14 protein-coding genes are annotated in these 15,282 nt (G+C 61.1%); 6 read left to right on the forward strand and 8 right to left on the reverse strand.

From position 1 onward, the window contains the following. Positions 1 to 229 precede the first annotated feature (229 nt). The gene (gene rep, locus KI235_RS29435) at positions 230 to 2,239 is read left to right on the forward strand and encodes a DNA helicase Rep (RefSeq protein WP_013694550.1); all 2,010 of its coding nucleotides are present in this window, start codon (positions 230 to 232) and stop codon (positions 2,237 to 2,239) included. A 70-nt stretch (positions 2,240 to 2,309) separates the two neighbouring features. Further along, positions 2,310 to 2,882 (forward strand): xanthine phosphoribosyltransferase, encoded by a 573-nt coding sequence (locus KI235_RS29440; protein ID WP_003206836.1) that lies wholly within the window; start codon positions 2,310 to 2,312, stop codon positions 2,880 to 2,882. A gap of 107 nt (positions 2,883 to 2,989) precedes the next feature. On the opposite strand, the gene KI235_RS29445 is transcribed toward KI235_RS29440, so the two are convergent. The 6 genes from KI235_RS29445 to dadA form a co-directional block, all read right to left on the reverse strand. Beyond that, entirely contained in the window at positions 2,990 to 4,924 is a 1,935-nt protein-coding gene (locus KI235_RS29445) for an acetyl-CoA hydrolase/transferase C-terminal domain-containing protein (RefSeq protein ID WP_003206838.1), read from the reverse strand. 136 nt (positions 4,925 to 5,060) lie between these two features. After that, positions 5,061 to 5,474, reverse strand: coding sequence for a c-type cytochrome (locus KI235_RS29450; protein ID WP_003206840.1), 414 nt, complete (start codon positions 5,472 to 5,474; stop codon positions 5,061 to 5,063). A gap of 183 nt (positions 5,475 to 5,657) precedes the next feature. Next, positions 5,658 to 6,206: a cupin domain-containing protein gene (locus KI235_RS29455; protein WP_003206841.1), complete on the reverse strand. Its 549-nt coding sequence runs from the start codon at positions 6,204 to 6,206 to the stop codon at positions 5,658 to 5,660. A gap of 128 nt (positions 6,207 to 6,334) precedes the next feature. Then, a complete protein-coding gene (gene alr, locus KI235_RS29460) occupies positions 6,335 to 7,408 on the reverse strand; it encodes an alanine racemase (RefSeq protein WP_003206843.1) in 1,074 nt (357 codons plus the stop codon). Between the two features lie 97 nt (positions 7,409 to 7,505). Next, on the reverse strand, positions 7,506 to 7,859 hold the full coding sequence (locus KI235_RS29465; protein WP_003206844.1) for a RidA family protein: 354 nt from the start codon (positions 7,857 to 7,859) through the stop codon (positions 7,506 to 7,508). Further along, a complete protein-coding gene (gene dadA / locus KI235_RS29470) occupies positions 7,831 to 9,135 on the reverse strand; it encodes a D-amino acid dehydrogenase (protein ID WP_014340848.1) in 1,305 nt (434 codons plus the stop codon). The genes KI235_RS29465 and dadA overlap by 29 nt, the downstream gene beginning before the upstream one ends. Before the next feature lie 155 nt (positions 9,136 to 9,290). On the opposite strand from dadA, the gene KI235_RS29475 reads away from it, so the two are divergent. Continuing rightward, positions 9,291 to 9,779 (forward strand): Lrp/AsnC ligand binding domain-containing protein, encoded by a 489-nt coding sequence (locus tag KI235_RS29475; protein WP_003206849.1) that lies wholly within the window; start codon positions 9,291 to 9,293, stop codon positions 9,777 to 9,779. Positions 9,780 to 9,862: 83 nt separating this feature from the next. Here the strand turns inward: KI235_RS29475 and KI235_RS29480 are convergent, their stop codons facing one another. After that, positions 9,863 to 10,216, reverse strand: coding sequence for a YkgJ family cysteine cluster protein (locus KI235_RS29480; RefSeq protein ID WP_003206850.1), 354 nt, complete (start codon positions 10,214 to 10,216; stop codon positions 9,863 to 9,865). A gap of 145 nt (positions 10,217 to 10,361) precedes the next feature. On the opposite strand from KI235_RS29480, the gene KI235_RS29485 reads away from it, so the two are divergent. After that, on the forward strand, positions 10,362 to 11,675 hold the full coding sequence (locus KI235_RS29485; RefSeq protein WP_003206851.1) for an FAD-binding oxidoreductase: 1,314 nt from the start codon (positions 10,362 to 10,364) through the stop codon (positions 11,673 to 11,675). A gap of 113 nt (positions 11,676 to 11,788) precedes the next feature. On the opposite strand, the gene KI235_RS29490 is transcribed toward KI235_RS29485, so the two are convergent. Continuing rightward, a complete protein-coding gene (locus KI235_RS29490) occupies positions 11,789 to 12,034 on the reverse strand; it encodes a DUF1127 domain-containing protein (RefSeq protein WP_003206853.1) in 246 nt (81 codons plus the stop codon). A 179-nt stretch (positions 12,035 to 12,213) separates the two neighbouring features. Between KI235_RS29490 and KI235_RS29495 the strand changes: the two genes are divergently transcribed. After that, positions 12,214 to 13,647 (forward strand): PLP-dependent aminotransferase family protein, encoded by a 1,434-nt coding sequence (locus KI235_RS29495; RefSeq protein WP_003206854.1) that lies wholly within the window; start codon positions 12,214 to 12,216, stop codon positions 13,645 to 13,647. Between the two features lie 61 nt (positions 13,648 to 13,708). Beyond that, positions 13,709 to 15,274: a phospholipase D family protein gene (locus KI235_RS29500; RefSeq protein WP_003206855.1), complete on the forward strand. Its 1,566-nt coding sequence runs from the start codon at positions 13,709 to 13,711 to the stop codon at positions 15,272 to 15,274. The last annotated feature ends 8 nt before the right edge of the window (positions 15,275 to 15,282 follow it).

The raw sequence follows: 15,282 nt of genomic DNA on the forward strand, positions 1-15,282 counted from the left end.
TGACGCGCCGATGGGCAATGACCAATGCCAATGGTTCTCAAACACGCGGTTTTGGTGGTTTTTTTCCCCTCAAATCCTGCGCTGGACGCAATTGGCCCCACATCCTGCGTGAAAGTAGCAGAAGCGGCAAATGACAATGCGCTGTGCGTCACAAGTCGGACAGAGCAGCACAATTCTCTGAGCCTGTTAAAATGCCGGCCCATTTCGCAAACGACTCCCTGACTCTGTCATGTCCCGACTCAATCCCCGGCAGCAAGAAGCCGTGAACTATGTCGGCGGCCCTCTTTTGGTGCTCGCCGGTGCAGGCTCCGGCAAGACCAGCGTAATCACCCGAAAGATCGCGCACCTGATCCAGAATTGTGGCATCCGCGCCCAGTACATCGTCGCCATGACCTTCACCAACAAAGCCGCCCGGGAAATGAAGGAACGGGTCGGCGGCCTGCTGCGCGCTGGCGAAGGCCGCGGCCTGACGGTCTGCACCTTCCACAACCTGGGCCTGAACATCATCCGCAAGGAACACGCGCGGCTGGGCTATAAACCGGGCTTCTCGATTTTTGACGAGACCGACGTCAAGGCCCTGATGACCGACATCATGCAGAAGGAATACTCGGGCGACGACGGCGTGGATGAGATCAAGAACATGATCGGCGCCTGGAAAAACGACCTGATCCTGCCGCCCGAGGCTCTGGAAAACGCCCGCAACCCCAAGGAACAGACCGCCGCCATCGTCTACACCCACTACCAGCGCACGCTCAAGGCGTTCAACGCGGTGGACTTCGACGACCTGATCCTGTTGCCGGTCAAACTGTTCCAGGACCACGCCGACATTCTCGAAAAATGGCAGAACAAGGTCCGCTACCTGCTCGTGGACGAATACCAGGACACCAACGCCAGCCAGTACTTGCTGGTGAAGCTGCTGATCGGTACGCGCAACCAGTTCACCGTGGTAGGCGACGACGATCAGTCGATCTATGCCTGGCGCGGCGCGCGGCCGGAAAACCTGATGTTGCTCAAGGAAGACTATCCGTCGCTCAAAGTGGTGATGCTGGAGCAGAACTACCGCTCCACCAGCCGCATCCTGCGCTGTGCCAACGTGCTGATTTCCAACAACCCCCACGAGTTCGAGAAACAACTGTGGAGCGAGATGGGCCACGGCGACGAGATCCGCGTGATCCGTTGCCGCAACGAAGACGCCGAAGCCGAACGCGTCGCCATGGAAATCCTCAGCCTGCACCTGCGCACCGACCGGCCATACAGTGATTTTGCGATCCTGTACCGCGGCAACTACCAGGCCAAGCTGATCGAGCTGAAACTGCAGCATCACCAGATCCCTTATCGCCTGTCGGGGGGCAACAGCTTTTTCGGACGCCAGGAAGTGAAGGACCTGATGGCCTACTTCCGCCTGATCGTGAACCCGGACGACGACAACGCCTTCCTGCGGGTGATCAACGTGCCGCGCCGGGAAATCGGTTCGACCACCCTGGAAAAACTCGGCAACTACGCCACCGAACGCAAGATCTCGATGTACGCCGCCACCGACGAAATCGGCCTGGGCGAACATCTGGACAGCCGCTTCACCGACCGCCTGGCGCGCTTCAAGCGTTTCATGGACAAGGTTCGCGAACAGTGCGCCGGGGAAGATCCGATTTCGGCGCTGCGCAGCATGGTGATGGACATCGACTACGAGAACTGGCTGCGCACCAACAGCTCCAGCGACAAGGCTGCCGACTACCGCATGAGCAACGTCTGGTTCCTGATCGAGGCGTTGAAGAACACTCTGGAAAAAGACGAAGACGGCGACATGACGGTCGAGGACGCCATCGGCAAACTCGTGCTGCGCGACATGCTCGAGCGCCAGCAGGAAGAGGAAGACGGTGCCGAAGGTGTGCAGATGATGACGCTGCACGCCTCCAAGGGCCTGGAATTCCCCTACGTATTCATCATGGGCATGGAAGAAGAAATCCTGCCGCACCGCTCCAGCATCGAGGCCGACACCATCGAGGAAGAACGGCGCCTGGCCTATGTCGGGATTACCCGGGCCCGCCAGACGCTGGCCTTCACCTTCGCCGCCAAGCGCAAGCAATACGGCGAAGTGATCGACTGTGCCCCCAGCCGCTTTCTCGATGAACTGCCGCCGGATGACTTGGCCTGGGAAGGCAACGACGACACGCCGACGGAAGTCAAAGTCGTTCGCGGCAACAGTGCCCTGGCCGATATACGCGCGATGTTGAAGCGTTAGAATCGACTACTTTTTTTCACCAGGTTGTTTACCCAATCCAGACGCTGAAGGCGTCACCAGAGGAGGCTTCATGGAAGCCCTGCACCAGAAAATTCGCGAGCAAGGTATCGTGCTTTCCGATCAGGTCCTGAAAGTCGACGCGTTCCTGAACCATCAGATCGACCCGCAGTTGATGAAGCTGATCGGCGATGAATTTGCCGCGCTGTTCAAGGACTCGGGCATCACCAAGATCGTTACCATCGAAGCCTCAGGGATTGCCCCGGCAATCATGACCGGGCTGAACCTGGGCGTACCGGTGATCTTCGCCCGCAAGCAACAGTCCCTGACCCTGACGGAAAACCTGCTGTCGGCCACCGTGTATTCGTTCACCAAGAAAACCGAAAGTACCGTCGCCATCAGCCCGCGTCACCTGACCAGCAGCGACCGAGTGCTGATCATCGATGACTTCCTGGCCAACGGCAAAGCCTCCCAGGCGCTGATCTCTATCATCAAGCAGGCCGGCGCCACCGTCGCCGGGCTGGGGATCGTGATCGAGAAGTCATTCCAGGGCGGTCGTGCGGAACTGGATGCCCAGGGCTATCGGGTTGAATCCCTGGCGCGGGTGAAGTCGTTGGCCGGTGGGGTCGTGACCTTTATCGACTGACCCTGTGCCTCCTGTGGGAGCGAGCTTGCTCGCGATAGCGGTCTGTCAGACACATTTTGTGTACCAGATTCACCGCTATCGCGAGCAAGCTCGCTCCCACAGGGGTTTCAGGTGGGTCGCCAAGGCGCAGTCGCCTTGAGCCCCGCCAGCAACAACCGTTGAAACAACTCATCCTTCAGCCCTTCAGGGCTGGCCAGCTGCATCCGCTCCAGATGCCCGGCAAACTCCCATGGCTCCGGCGCATCGAGCGCGGCCTTGCCCAATTCCAGGATCTCGGTGAGTTTGAACTTGCTCTTGAGCCAGTTCAGCGCCCGCAACAGGTCCCGCTCGACCTCATCGAAATCACACCCCAGGGGGTATTCGGGAAACAGGTTCGGATGGCGTGCCTGGATCGCCTGCAAGCGTTCCGATGTGTTGTCGGCGAAGCGCGGATCGAGGCGGAAATCCTTCGGCAATTTGCCGGCGGTTTGCGCCTGCTCGATCAACCCGGGCTGGAAGCGTGAATCGCTGATGTTCAACAACGCCTCGATCACCGCGGCGTCGGTCTTGCCTCGCAGGTCGGCAATGCCGTACTCGGTCACCACGATGTCGCGCAAGTGCCGGGGAATCGTGCAATGGCCGTACTCCCAGACGATATTCGAGCTGATCTCGCCCCCGGCCTCACGCCAACTGCGCAGCAGCAGGATCGAACGCCCGCCCTCCAGCGCATGGCCCTGGGCAACGAAGTTGTACTGCCCGCCCACGCCGCTGAGCACCCGCCCGTCTTCCAGTTGATCGGCCACCCCGGCCCCCATCAGGGTCATGGTGAAGACCGTGTTGATGAAGCGGGCGTCGAGGCGCTGCAGGCGCTTGAGCTGTTCCTGGCCGTACAGCTCGTTGATGTAACTGATGCGCGTCATGTTGAATTCGAGAAGGCGGCTTTGCGGCAACTCGCGCAGGCGCTCATAAAAACTGCGCGGCCCGAGGAAGAATCCGCCGTGTATGCAGATGCCGTCGGGTTGCGCCGCCTCATCGAGGGTGCCGGCGTTGGCCCGCTCCTGGGTCGGAACGTCGGGGTAGACCTTGCGCCGGATGATTCCGGCCTCGGCCAGCACCAGCAAACCGTTGACGAACATCTCACTGCAACCGTACAGCCCTTTGGCAAACGGCTCGAGCCCACCTTCACGCTCGATCAGTTGCGCCCACTGGCTAAGGTTCAGGTCCGTCAGCAACGCCTGGTAACCGGCGTTATCGGCCTGGCGTGCGAGCAGCGCCGCCGTCAGCGCATCGCCCATGGCGCCGATGCCGATCTGCAGCGTCCCGCCGTCGCGCACCAGGGTACTGGCGTGCAGGCCGATCAGATGATCCTGGAAGCCCACCGGCATGTTCGGCGTGGAAAACAACGTGTGGCTGTCCTTCTCGTCGATCAACAGGTCGAAAGCGTCGATGCCGACTTCCGCGTCGCCGGGCATGTAGGGCAAATCGTTGTGCACCTGGCCGACCAGGAGGATGGTCTCCCCGGCCGCCCGCCGCTTGGCGATCATCGGCAGCAGGTCGAGGGTGATGTCCGGGTTGCAGCTCAGGCTCAGGCGATCCGGATGCTCAGGATCGCTCGCCACCAGTTGCGCCACCAGGTTCAAGCCGGCGGCGTTGATGTCCCGGGCGGCATGGCTGTAGTTGCTGCTGACATAGTTCTGCTGGGCCGAGGCACTGTGCAACAGGCTGCCGGGCTGCATGAAGAACTGCTCGACCCGAATGTTGGGCGGCAGGCTGTCCTGATGCAGGTCGGCCAGGTAATCCAGTTCGGGATAGTCGCCGAAGACCCGTTCGACAAAGGGCTCGAGGAAGCGCTTCTGCAGACCATCGCCCAGTTTAGGTCGGCCCAGGCTCAAGGCCGTGTAGATGGTCAACTGTCGCTCGGGCAGTTGTGCAATGCGCCGGTACAGCGCGTTGGCGAACAGGTTGGGTTTGCCCAGCCCCAGGGGCATGCCAAGGTGAATATGCGCGGGCAGGCGCTCGAGCACGTCATCCACCGCCTGTTCGATTGAACACAACTGCACCATCGGACCCTCCTGGACATTCCATGAATGTGGGTTGGACCGAGCTTGCCGCGTCTTGGTTGCGATGAACAGCCCTGGAAAAACCCCAGGCACAAAAAAGCCGCTCGTAAGCGGCTTTTTTGCGCAAGATATCGGCGTATTACAGGCCGGACATCTCTTTGATGGCGCCCTTGAGGTCGTCATCCGAGCAATCGGCGCAAGTACCTTTAGGCGGCATGGAATTGATGCCGGTAATAGCCTTGGCCAGGATGCCGTCGAGGCCGCCCTGGTGATCGGCGCGCTCTTTCCAAGCCGCCTTGTCACCGATTTTCGGCGCACCCAGCAGGCCTGTACCGTGGCAAGCGTTGCAATGCTTTGCAATCACGTCAGCCGGCTTCTTGGCACCACCCGCGCCGCCAGCGGCAGTGGCAACTTCCATGCCTTTGCATTCTTTCCCCTGGACGCAGACCTGGCCAACGGGTTCGAGGCGCTTGGCGATTTCGTCGGTGGTCGCCGCTTGGGCACTGACTGCCCATAGGGCCAATACGGTTGCTGGTGCAGCCAGCATTTTCATAATTAGGTTCACGCGTACACCCTCAATGGTGGCTAGTCACGCCTGCGGCCACGGTTTGCAGGCGGGCGCAAGTATAGCGGTAAGCCCGTCACACTGAAACAACCCCAAAGTCGCAAGGGTCTTGTTTGCAGTGACGACTCGTTCCCTGGGCGCCTTTGCCGTGCGGGGCCGGCGCCGCTTTTTCTAGAAATTGGCCGGTGTGGCTGCGCTGATCAGTCGCGCCGGCACGTCGAACGGATTACGGAAACGGTGGGGCTTGGTGCTTTCGAAATAGTAGCTGTCGCCGGCTTCGAGCACGAAGGTTTCGACACCGACCACCAGTTCCAGCCGCCCTTCCACCAGGATCCCGGTTTCCTCGCCCTCATGGGTGAGCATCTCTTCACCGGTGTCGGCGCCAGGCGGATAGATTTCGTTGAGGAAGGCAATCGCCCGGCTCGGGTGTGCCCTGCCCACCAGCTTCATGGTCACGGCGCCGTCGGAGATGTCGATCAGTTCGTTGGCTTTATAGACGATCTGAGTCGGTTTCTCCTGAAGGATTTCTTCGGAGAAAAACTCGACCATGGACATGGGAATCCCGCCAAGGACCTTACGCAGCGAGCTGATCGAGGGGCTGACGCTGTTCTTCTCGATCATCGAAATAGTGCTGTTGGTGACACCCGCGCGCTTGGCGAGCTCACGCTGGGAAAGGCCTTTGAGTTTACGAATGGATTGCAGTCGTTCACCGACGTCCAATGCTGGAGCCTCCAGGGAATCAGGTTGTGAGGAAAGTGAGCGTTATCATGGCGACAGCGTTCAGTATTTACAACACTTTGACCCGAATCCTGTTCGGTGAAGCGACTTTCGGTAGCTGACGCCGCGCGTCAATGCCCGGAATAGAGCCGTGGCACCCGCCGCAGGTTGCAGAAAATCTGATAAGGGATCGTGTCGGCGGCCTTGGCAACGTCGCTGGCAAGGATGTTCTTGCCCCACAACTCCACGGTCGAGCCGAGCCCGGCCTGGGGGACATTGGTCAAGTCGACACACAGCATGTCCATCGACACCCGTCCGACCAGTTGGCTGCGCTGCCCATCCACCAGCACCGGTGTACCGGTGGGCGCCTGGCGTGGGTAGCCGTCGGCATACCCCATGGCGACCACGCCGACCCGGGTCGGTTGCGTGGTCACAAAACGGGCACCGTAGCCCACCGGTTCGCCAGCGGGTAATTCACGCACGCAGATGATCTTCGACTCCAGGGTCATCACCGGTTGCAGGCGCGAGGCGACGGCGTTGGGCTCATCAAAGGGCGTGGCCCCGTAGAGCATGATGCCCGGGCGCACCCAGTCGCTGGGTATCTGCGGCCAACCCAGCACGGCCGGTGAGTTGCGCAGGCTGATCTGCGCCACCAGGCCCTGGCGGGCCTTGTCGAATATCGCCAGTTGCTCAGTGCTGCTGGGATCGTGCAGTTCATCGGCACGGGCGAAGTGGCTCATCAAGACAATCTTCGCCACCTTGCCGCTGGCGAGCAGGCGACGGTAGGCCGCCTGGTAATCCGCCGGATGCAGGCCGACCCGGTGCATACCGGAATCGAGCTTGAGCCAGACCGTGATCGGCTGGCTCAATGCGGCTTTTTCAATCGCTTCGAGCTGCCACAACGAATGCACCACGCACCAGAAATCGTGCTCGACGATCAACGGCAACTCACTGGCCTCGAAAAAACCCTCCAGCAGCAGGATCGGCCCTCGGATCCCACCAGCCCGCAGTTCCAGGGCTTCTTCGATGCAGGCCACGGCGAACCCGTCCGCCGTGTCCTGCAGCGCCTCGGCGCAACGCACCGCGCCGTGCCCGTAGGCATCGGCCTTGATCACCGCAAGGGCCTTGGCCCCCGTGATTTCGCGGGCCAATTGGTAGTTGTGACGCAGGGCTTGGAGATCGATCAGGGCACGGGCAGGACGCATGGCGGCAGGCTTCTAGGCGGTCATGAATAAAAAACCGGTGCTGGCTGACAGCATGAACCACCAACAGCACCGGGAGAGGGATCGTTTGGGCCGGTATTTAAGGCAACGCGGCCACGACGGACAGCTCCACCAGAATCTCCGGTTCGCACAGCTTGGCTTCCACCGTGGCACGGGCCGGGGCGACACCCTTGGGCAACCATTTGTCCCAGACGGCGTTCATGCCTTCGAAGTGGGCCTCGATGTCCTTCAAGTAGATCGTCACCGATAACAAACGATTCTTGTCGGTTCCGGCCAGGTCCAGCAAGCGCTCGATATTGGCCAGGCTTTCGCGGGTCTGCTGTTCAATACCGGCGTTCATGTCGTCGCCGACCTGTCCGGCCAGGTAAACGGTGCCGTTGTGCACGACAACCTGGCTCATGCGGTCATTGGTGAGCTGGCGCTGGATTGACATGTTTTGCAGACTCCTGGTGTTTGCTGCCATAACGGGAAATATCGAGGCCTTCGGCGCTGATCTGCGGCTTTTTCTTCGCCATCAGGTCGGCCAACAGGCGACCGGAACCGCAGGCCATGGTCCATCCGAGGGTGCCATGGCCGGTGTTCAGGAACAGATTCTTGAAGGGCGTGGCCCCCACGATTGGTGTGCCATCCGGGGTAGTCGGGCGCAAGCCGGTCCAGAAACTGGCCTGGGCCAGGTCGCCGCCCTGAGGATAAAGGTCGTTGACGATCATCTCCAGGGTTTCGCGCCGGCGTGGGTTGAGGGACAGGTCAAAACCGGCGATTTCCGCCATGCCGCCCACGCGAATGCGGTTGTCGAACCGGGTGATCGCGACCTTGTAGGTTTCGTCGAGAATGGTCGAAGTCGGCGCCATCGCCGGATTGGTGATCGGCACGGTCAGGGAGTAGCCCTTGAGCGGATACACCGGAGCACGGATCCCGAGAGGCTTGAGCAGTTGCGGTGAATAGCTGCCCAGGGCGAGGACGTAGCGGTCGGCGGTTTCCAGCTTGCCGTCGATCCAGACACCGTTGATGCGATCACCGGCGAAGTCCAGGCGCTGGATATCCTGGCCGAAGCGGAATTGCACACCGAGCTTCTCGGCCATTTCCGCCAGGCGCGTGGTAAACATCTGGCAGTCGCCGGTCTGGTCGTTCGGTAGGCGCAAGGCGCCGGCCAGAATATCGGTGACATTCGCCAGGGCCGGTTCAACCCGGGCAATGCCCGCGCGGTCGAGTACTTCGAACGGCACACCCGACTCTTTCAGCACGGCGATGTCTTTTGCCGCGCCATCGAGCTGGGCCTGGGTGCGGAACAGCTGGGTGGTCCCCAGGCTACGGCCCTCGTAGGCAATGCCGGTTTCGGCGCGCAGCTCGTCGAGGCAGTCACGGCTGTACTCGGACAGGCGCACCATGCGTTCCTTGTTGATGGCATAGCGGCTGGCGGTGCAGTTGCGCAGCATCTGTGCCATCCACAGGTATTGGTCAATATCGGCAGTGGCCTTGATCGCCAGCGGCGCGTGGCGCTGCAGCAGCCACTTGATGGCCTTGAGCGGTACGCCCGGCGCGGCCCACGGCGAGGCATAACCCGGCGACACCTGGCCGGCGTTGGCGAAACTGGTTTCCATGGCAGGCGCCGGCTGACGGTCGACCACCACCACTTCAAACCCGGCACGGGCCAGATAATAAGCACTGACGGTGCCGATGACGCCGCTACCCAAGACCAGAACGCGCATGTTGATGCCCTCATCGCGGATAACCGCTGACGTTTGTTGTACATAGCTTTGATGGTCGCAGTGTAAAAAAGATTAGCCAGTGCTTTTCACTATATAAACGCCTATATTTGGCGAGAATTCTCGGCAAAAACCCTTTTCACGGAGGCGCATCACCTGTGCGTACCAACACCCAGACCAAACGTGAGCTGGACAAGATCGACCGCAATATCCTGCGCATTCTCCAGGCGGACGGGCGCATCTCCTTCACTGAGCTGGGGGAAAAGGTCGGCCTCTCCACCACGCCCTGCACCGAGCGGGTACGGCGCCTGGAGCGCGAGGGCATCATCATGGGCTACAACGCCCGGCTCAATCCGCAGCACTTGAAGGGTAGCCTGCTGGTGTTTGTCGAGATCAGCCTCGACTACAAGTCCGGCGACACGTTCGAAGAGTTCCGACGCGCCGTGCTGAAACTGCCTCACGTGCTGGAATGTCACCTGGTGTCAGGGGACTTCGACTATCTGGTGAAAGCACGGATTTCCGAGATGGCTTCGTACCGCAAGCTGCTGGGGGACATCCTGCTCAAGCTGCCCCATGTGCGCGAATCCAAGAGCTACATCGTGATGGAAGAGGTGAAGGAGAGCTTGAACCTGCCGATTCCGGATTGATGACGGTTTCCAAGGCAAGGGTCGTCTGGACGGCCGCTTTCGCGAGCAGGCTCGCGAAAGCTGCGACTCGGTATTTCAGACCGCTAGACCAACACCTGACGAGTGCTGGCCATGTATTCATGAATCTGCTTCTCGACCCGCGGATGGATCAATTCCACCGGCCGCCGTCCATTGGGACACGGCAGGGTCGCCGTGGTGCCGAACAGCCGGCAGATCAGCGGGCGCTCGTCGTAGACGGTGCAACCGTTGGGCCCCAGGTGCACGCAGTCGAGCGCTTCCATGGCCGCGTCCTGTTCGGCCCGGGTCTTGCGGGGCAAACGGGCCATTTCCTCCGGCGAGGTGGTTACCGGACCACAGCAGTCATGGCAGCCCGGTACGCACTCGAACGAGGGAATCTGCTGGCGTAGCGTGCGGATTTTTTGACTGTTGCAGCTCATTGAGGCGATTACCGAGGGAGATGGTCCAGGATTCTGCCTTAAAAGTCGCGCACCAGACAGCGCCAGCCGACCGGTGTTGCCCAGTAAGGAATCGCCAGCTTATGCTCCGTAAAATTTCTCAAACACAAAAATCAGGATTACGCACATGAACGCCCGTGTTCAGCAACCTGTCCCGAGCCACGCGCACGCCGCCTCTTATTACGCCGCCAGCAGCCTGCCGCAACCGGACCATCCGCTGCTGCAGGGTGAATTGCGGGCGGATGTCTGCGTGGTCGGCGGCGGGTTCTCCGGGTTGAACACGGCGATCGAACTGGCCGAGCGCGGCATGAGCGTGGTGCTGCTGGAAGCGCACCGGATCGGCTGGGGCGCCAGCGGGCGCAACGGCGGCCAATTGATTCGTGGCGTCGGCCATGGCCTCGATCAGTTTGCGCCGATCATCGGCGCCGAGGGCGTGCGCCAGATGAAGCTCATGGGCCTTGAGGCCGTGGAGATCGTCCGACAGCGCGTCGAGCGTTTCCAGATCCCGTGCGACCTCACCTGGGGCTATTGCGACCTCGCCAACAAGCCCAGCGACCTGGAAGGCTTCGCCGAAGACGCCGAAGAACTGCGCAGCCTGGGTTATCGCCATCCGACCCGACTGCTGCAAGCCAACGAAATGCACAGCGTCGTGGGTTCGGATCGCTACGTCGGTGGGTTGATCGACATGGGCTCGGGGCATCTGCATCCGCTGAATCTGGCCCTGGGCGAAGCCGCCGCCGCGCAACAGCTGGGGGTCAGGCAGTTCGAGCAATCAGCGGTCACACGTATCGACTACGGCCCTGAAGTGAAGGTGCACACCCAACAGGGCTCGGTCCGCGCCAAGACGCTGGTGCTGGGCTGCAACGCTTACCTCAATGGACTCAATCCGCAACTGGGCGGCAAAGTGCTGCCCGCCGGCAGCTACATCATCGCCACCGAACCCTTGAGCCAGGCCCAGGCGCAGGCGTTGTTGCCACAGAACATGGCGGTCTGCGATCAACGTGTGGCGCTGGATTACTACCGGCTTTCGGCGGATCGACGCTTGCTGTTTGGCGGGGCCTGTCACTATTCCGGCCGCGACCCACAGGACATCGGCGCCTACATGCGCCCAAAGATGCTCAAGGTCTTCCCGCAACTGGCAGATGTGAAAATCGATTATCAATGGGGCGGGATGATTGGCATCGGCGCCAACCGTTTACCGCAGATCGGCCGGCTCAAGGATCAGCCTAATGTGTATTACGCCCAGGCCTATTCCGGCCATGGGGTGAATGCCACGCACCTGGCTGGCAAATTGTTGGCAGAAGCCATCAGCGGGCAGCACAGCAGCGGCTTCGATCTGTTCGCCCAGGTCCCGCACATGACCTTCCCTGGCGGCAAGCACCTGCGCTCGCCGCTGTTGGCGCTGGGGATGTTGTGGCATCGGTTGAAAGAGTTGGTTTAAAAGAATTCACCACGACTGACAACGCTATCGCGGGCAAGCCTTGCTCCCACAGGCCATTTCAATCTGTGGGAGCAAGGCTTGCCCGCGATAGCCGTCTCAGGGCCGGCACCACTTCAAAGCCGCCAGAACGGCCTGAGCCCCTCCTCCAACGCCTGCGCCCGAGTCAGCCCGATATCACGCAACTGTTCGGGTGTAAGTTCCAACAAGGCTTGGCGTGTATGCAGACGATGCCAGAACAGGGCCCAACGGCTCAGGCCGGACGGGGGATTGCGCAACATCGCACTACGCAGCCCCTTCTCCTGCCCTGCCGCCAGTTCCTGACTGTGTAACGTCAGCCGCACATCGCTCAAGCCGTTCATTTTGATCGCTCCTGTTTACTTGGGTAGCCAGAGGTTTCATGATGCGCGGACGGTCAAAAGCAATACAGATTCAACTCATTTTTTTTATAAGCATACAGATTCGGTATTTCCAGCACTGAATTGTCATTTTCCACCCCAACTGTATCGGTTGCAGTGATCCATCTCATCGGGAGCGCACCATGACCCTCTACGTGAACCTCGCCGAATTGCTCGGTACCCGCATCGAACAGGGCTTCTACCGCCCCGGCGACCGGCTGCCATCAGTGCGGGCATTGAGCACGGAACATGGTGTCAGCTTGAGTACGGTGCAGCAGGCCTATCGCGTGCTGGAGGACAGTGGGCTGGCGATGCCGAGACCCAAGTCCGGCTATTTCGTACCCGTGGGCCGCGAACTGCCGGACCTGCCGGTGGTAGGCCGTCCGGCTCAGCGCCCAGTGGATATTTCCCAGTGGGACCAGGTGCTGGAGCTGATCCGCGCCGTACCGCGCCCGGACGTGGTGCAACTGGGACGCGGCATGCCGGATATCAATTCGCCGACCATGAAACCGCTGCTGCGCAGCCTGGCGCAGATCAGCCGCCGACAAGACATGCCCGGCCTGTATTACGACAACATCTACGGCAACCTCGCGCTACGTGAGCAGATCGCCCGGCTGTCGCTGGACTCCGGCTGCCAGCTGGGGCCCAACGATTTTATCGTCACCACTGGCTGCCATGAGGCCCTGTCGGTCAGCATCCGCGCCACCTGCGAACAAGGCGATATCGTCGCGGTGGACTCACCCAGTTTTCACGGGGCCATGCAAACCCTCAAGGGCCTGGGCATGAAGGCTTTGGAAATCCCCACCGACCCGCTCACCGGCATCAGCCTGGATGCCCTGGAACTGGCGCTGGAGCAATGGCCGATCAAAGCCATACAGTTGACCCCCAGCTGCAATAACCCGCTGGGCTACATCATGCCCGACGCCAATAAACGCGCGCTGCTGACCCTGGCACAGCGCTTCGACGTGGCGATCATCGAAGATGATGTGTATGGCGAGTTGGCCTACACCTACCCTCGCCCGCGCACCATCAAGTCCTTCGATGAAGACGGCCGCGTCCTGCTCTGCAGTTCTTTTTCCAAGACCCTGGCGCCAGGGCTGCGTATTGGCTGGGTCGCGCCAGGCCGGTATCTGGAGCGGGCGCTGCACATGAAATACATCAGCACCGGCTCCACCGCGCCACAACCGCAGATCGCCATTGCCGAATTTCTCAAGGGTGGGCATTTCGAACCCCATTTGCGCCGGATGCGTACGCAATACCAGCGCAATCGCGACGTGATGATCGATTGGGTCAGCCGCTATTTTCCATCGGGCACCCGGGCCAGTCGCCCGCGGGGCAGCTTCATGTTATGGGTCGAATTGCCCGACGGTTTCGACACGCTGAAGCTCAATCGGGTCCTGCTCGACCAAGGCGTGCAGGTCGCTGTCGGCAGCATTTTTTCGGCATCGGGCAAGTACCGCAACTGCCTGCGGATGAACTACGCTGCCAAGCCAACGGCCCAGATCGAAGAAGCCGTGCGCAAGGTCGGAACCGCCGCTAGCGCGCTGTTGAACGAAACCCAGCGCGACGTCGTCTGAACTTTACCCAGGGAAGCAGCACTCAACAGCCGATCAACGTGAACAAGCGGAACGATCCTACGTGAGATCCAGACCGATCCTGCCTGCGCTGCTGTTAGTCGTCTCACTGCTGAGCGGCTGCGCCAGTCTTGATGTCACCCGCGAGCCCTCCCAGGCCTTACCAGCCGCCGAATCTTCGTTCGGCCGCTCGGTCCAGGCCCAGGCTGCCGCCCATGAAGGGCGCTCGGGCTTTCGGCTACTGTCGGACAGCACCGACGCGTTCATCGCCCGGGCCGAGTTGATTCGCCACGCCCAAGGCAGCCTGGATTTGCAGTACTACATCGTCCATGACGGCATCAGCACGCGGATGCTCGTGGATGAATTGCTCAAGGCCGCCGACCGGGGCGTGCGCGTACGGATCCTGCTGGACGACACCACCAGCGATGGCCAGGATCAGATCATCGCGACCCTCGCCGCTCATCCGCAGATCCAGATCCGCCTGTTCAACCCGCTGCACCTGGGACGCGCCACCGGCGTGACCCGCAGCCTTGGGCGCCTGCTCAACCTGTCGCAGCAACACCGCCGGATGCACAACAAACTGTGGCTGGCGGACAACAGCATGGCCATCGTCGGCGGTCGCAACCTGGGCGATGAGTATTTCGACGCCGAACCCAACCTGAACTTCACCGACATCGACCTGCTCAGTGTCGGGCCAGTGGCCGAACAATTGGGGCACAGCTTCGACCAGTACTGGAACAGCGCCCTGAGCAAACCCATCGAACAGTTCCTGTCCCATCGCCCCACGCCCAAGGACCTGGCCAACAGCCGCCTGCGCCTGCAAGAATCCATGGAGCAGACCCAAAAGGAAAATCACGCGCTCTACCAGCAATTGACCGCCTACAAGACCCAACCGCGCCTGGACACCTGGCGCGACCAGTTGATCTGGGCCTGGAACAAGGCGCTGTGGGACGCGCCCAGCAAGGTGCTGGCCAAGGACGAGCCGGATCCGCAGCTATTGCTGACCACGCAATTGGCGCCGGAACTGACCGGAGTCAGCAAAGAACTGATCATGATTTCCGCCTACTTCGTCCCCGGTCAGCCAGGTTTGGTCTATCTGACCAGTCGCGCCGATGCCGGCGTGTCGGTGAGCCTGCTGACCAACTCCCTGGAAGCCACCGACGTGCCCGCCGTGCACGGCGGCTATGCGCCGTACCGCAAAGCCCTGCTGCAACATGGTGTACGCCTGTTCGAGCTTCGCCGACAACCGGGCGACAAAGGCAGCAGCCCTCACCTGTTCTACAGCAAGTCCTACGGCCAATCGGACTCCAGCCTGCACAGCAAAGCGATCATCTTCGACCAGCAGAAATCGTTCATCGGCTCGTTCAATTTCGACCCGCGTTCGGTGCTGTGGAACACTGAAGTCGGCGTGCTGGTGGACAGCCCTGAACTCGCCGGCCAAGTGCGCGACCTGGCCTTGCAGGGCATGGCGCCGGCCCTGAGTTATCAGGCCAGGCTGGAGGATGGAAGGCTTGTATGGACCACCGAAGACAACGGCCAGACGCACGACCTGGACCGCGAACCGGGCAGCTGGTGGCGCCGGTTCAATGCCTGGTTCAGCACGACGGTCGGGTTGGAGCGGATGCTGTAGGTCTGCAC

Source organism: Pseudomonas sp. St386 (genome assembly GCF_018325865.1).
GTDB classification, from domain to species: domain Bacteria; phylum Pseudomonadota; class Gammaproteobacteria; order Pseudomonadales; family Pseudomonadaceae; genus Aquipseudomonas; species Aquipseudomonas brassicacearum.

Bases quoted from the DNA above. Each gene is read 5' to 3' on its own strand.
- KI235_RS29440 (WP_003206836.1), top strand. From the start codon at position 2,310: ATGGAAGCCCTGCACCAGAAAATTCGCGAGCAAGGTATCGTGCTTTCC.
- KI235_RS29495 (WP_003206854.1), top strand. From the start codon at position 12,214: ATGACCCTCTACGTGAACCTCGCCGAATTGCTCGGTACCCGCATCGAA.
- KI235_RS29480 (WP_003206850.1), bottom strand. From the start codon at position 10,216: ATGAGCTGCAACAGTCAAAAAATCCGCACGCTACGCCAGCAGATTCCC.
- KI235_RS29450 (WP_003206840.1), bottom strand. From the start codon at position 5,474: ATGAAAATGCTGGCTGCACCAGCAACCGTATTGGCCCTATGGGCAGTC.
- dadA (WP_014340848.1), bottom strand. From the start codon at position 9,135: ATGCGCGTTCTGGTCTTGGGTAGCGGCGTCATCGGCACCGTCAGTGCT.
- KI235_RS29445 (WP_003206838.1), bottom strand. From the start codon at position 4,924: ATGGTGCAGTTGTGTTCAATCGAACAGGCGGTGGATGACGTGCTCGAG.
- rep (WP_013694550.1), top strand. From the start codon at position 230: ATGTCCCGACTCAATCCCCGGCAGCAAGAAGCCGTGAACTATGTCGGC.
- KI235_RS29465 (WP_003206844.1), bottom strand. From the start codon at position 7,859: ATGTCAATCCAGCGCCAGCTCACCAATGACCGCATGAGCCAGGTTGTC.
- KI235_RS29485 (WP_003206851.1), top strand. From the start codon at position 10,362: ATGAACGCCCGTGTTCAGCAACCTGTCCCGAGCCACGCGCACGCCGCC.
- alr (WP_003206843.1), bottom strand. From the start codon at position 7,408: ATGCGTCCTGCCCGTGCCCTGATCGATCTCCAAGCCCTGCGTCACAAC.
- KI235_RS29490 (WP_003206853.1), bottom strand. From the start codon at position 12,034: ATGAACGGCTTGAGCGATGTGCGGCTGACGTTACACAGTCAGGAACTG.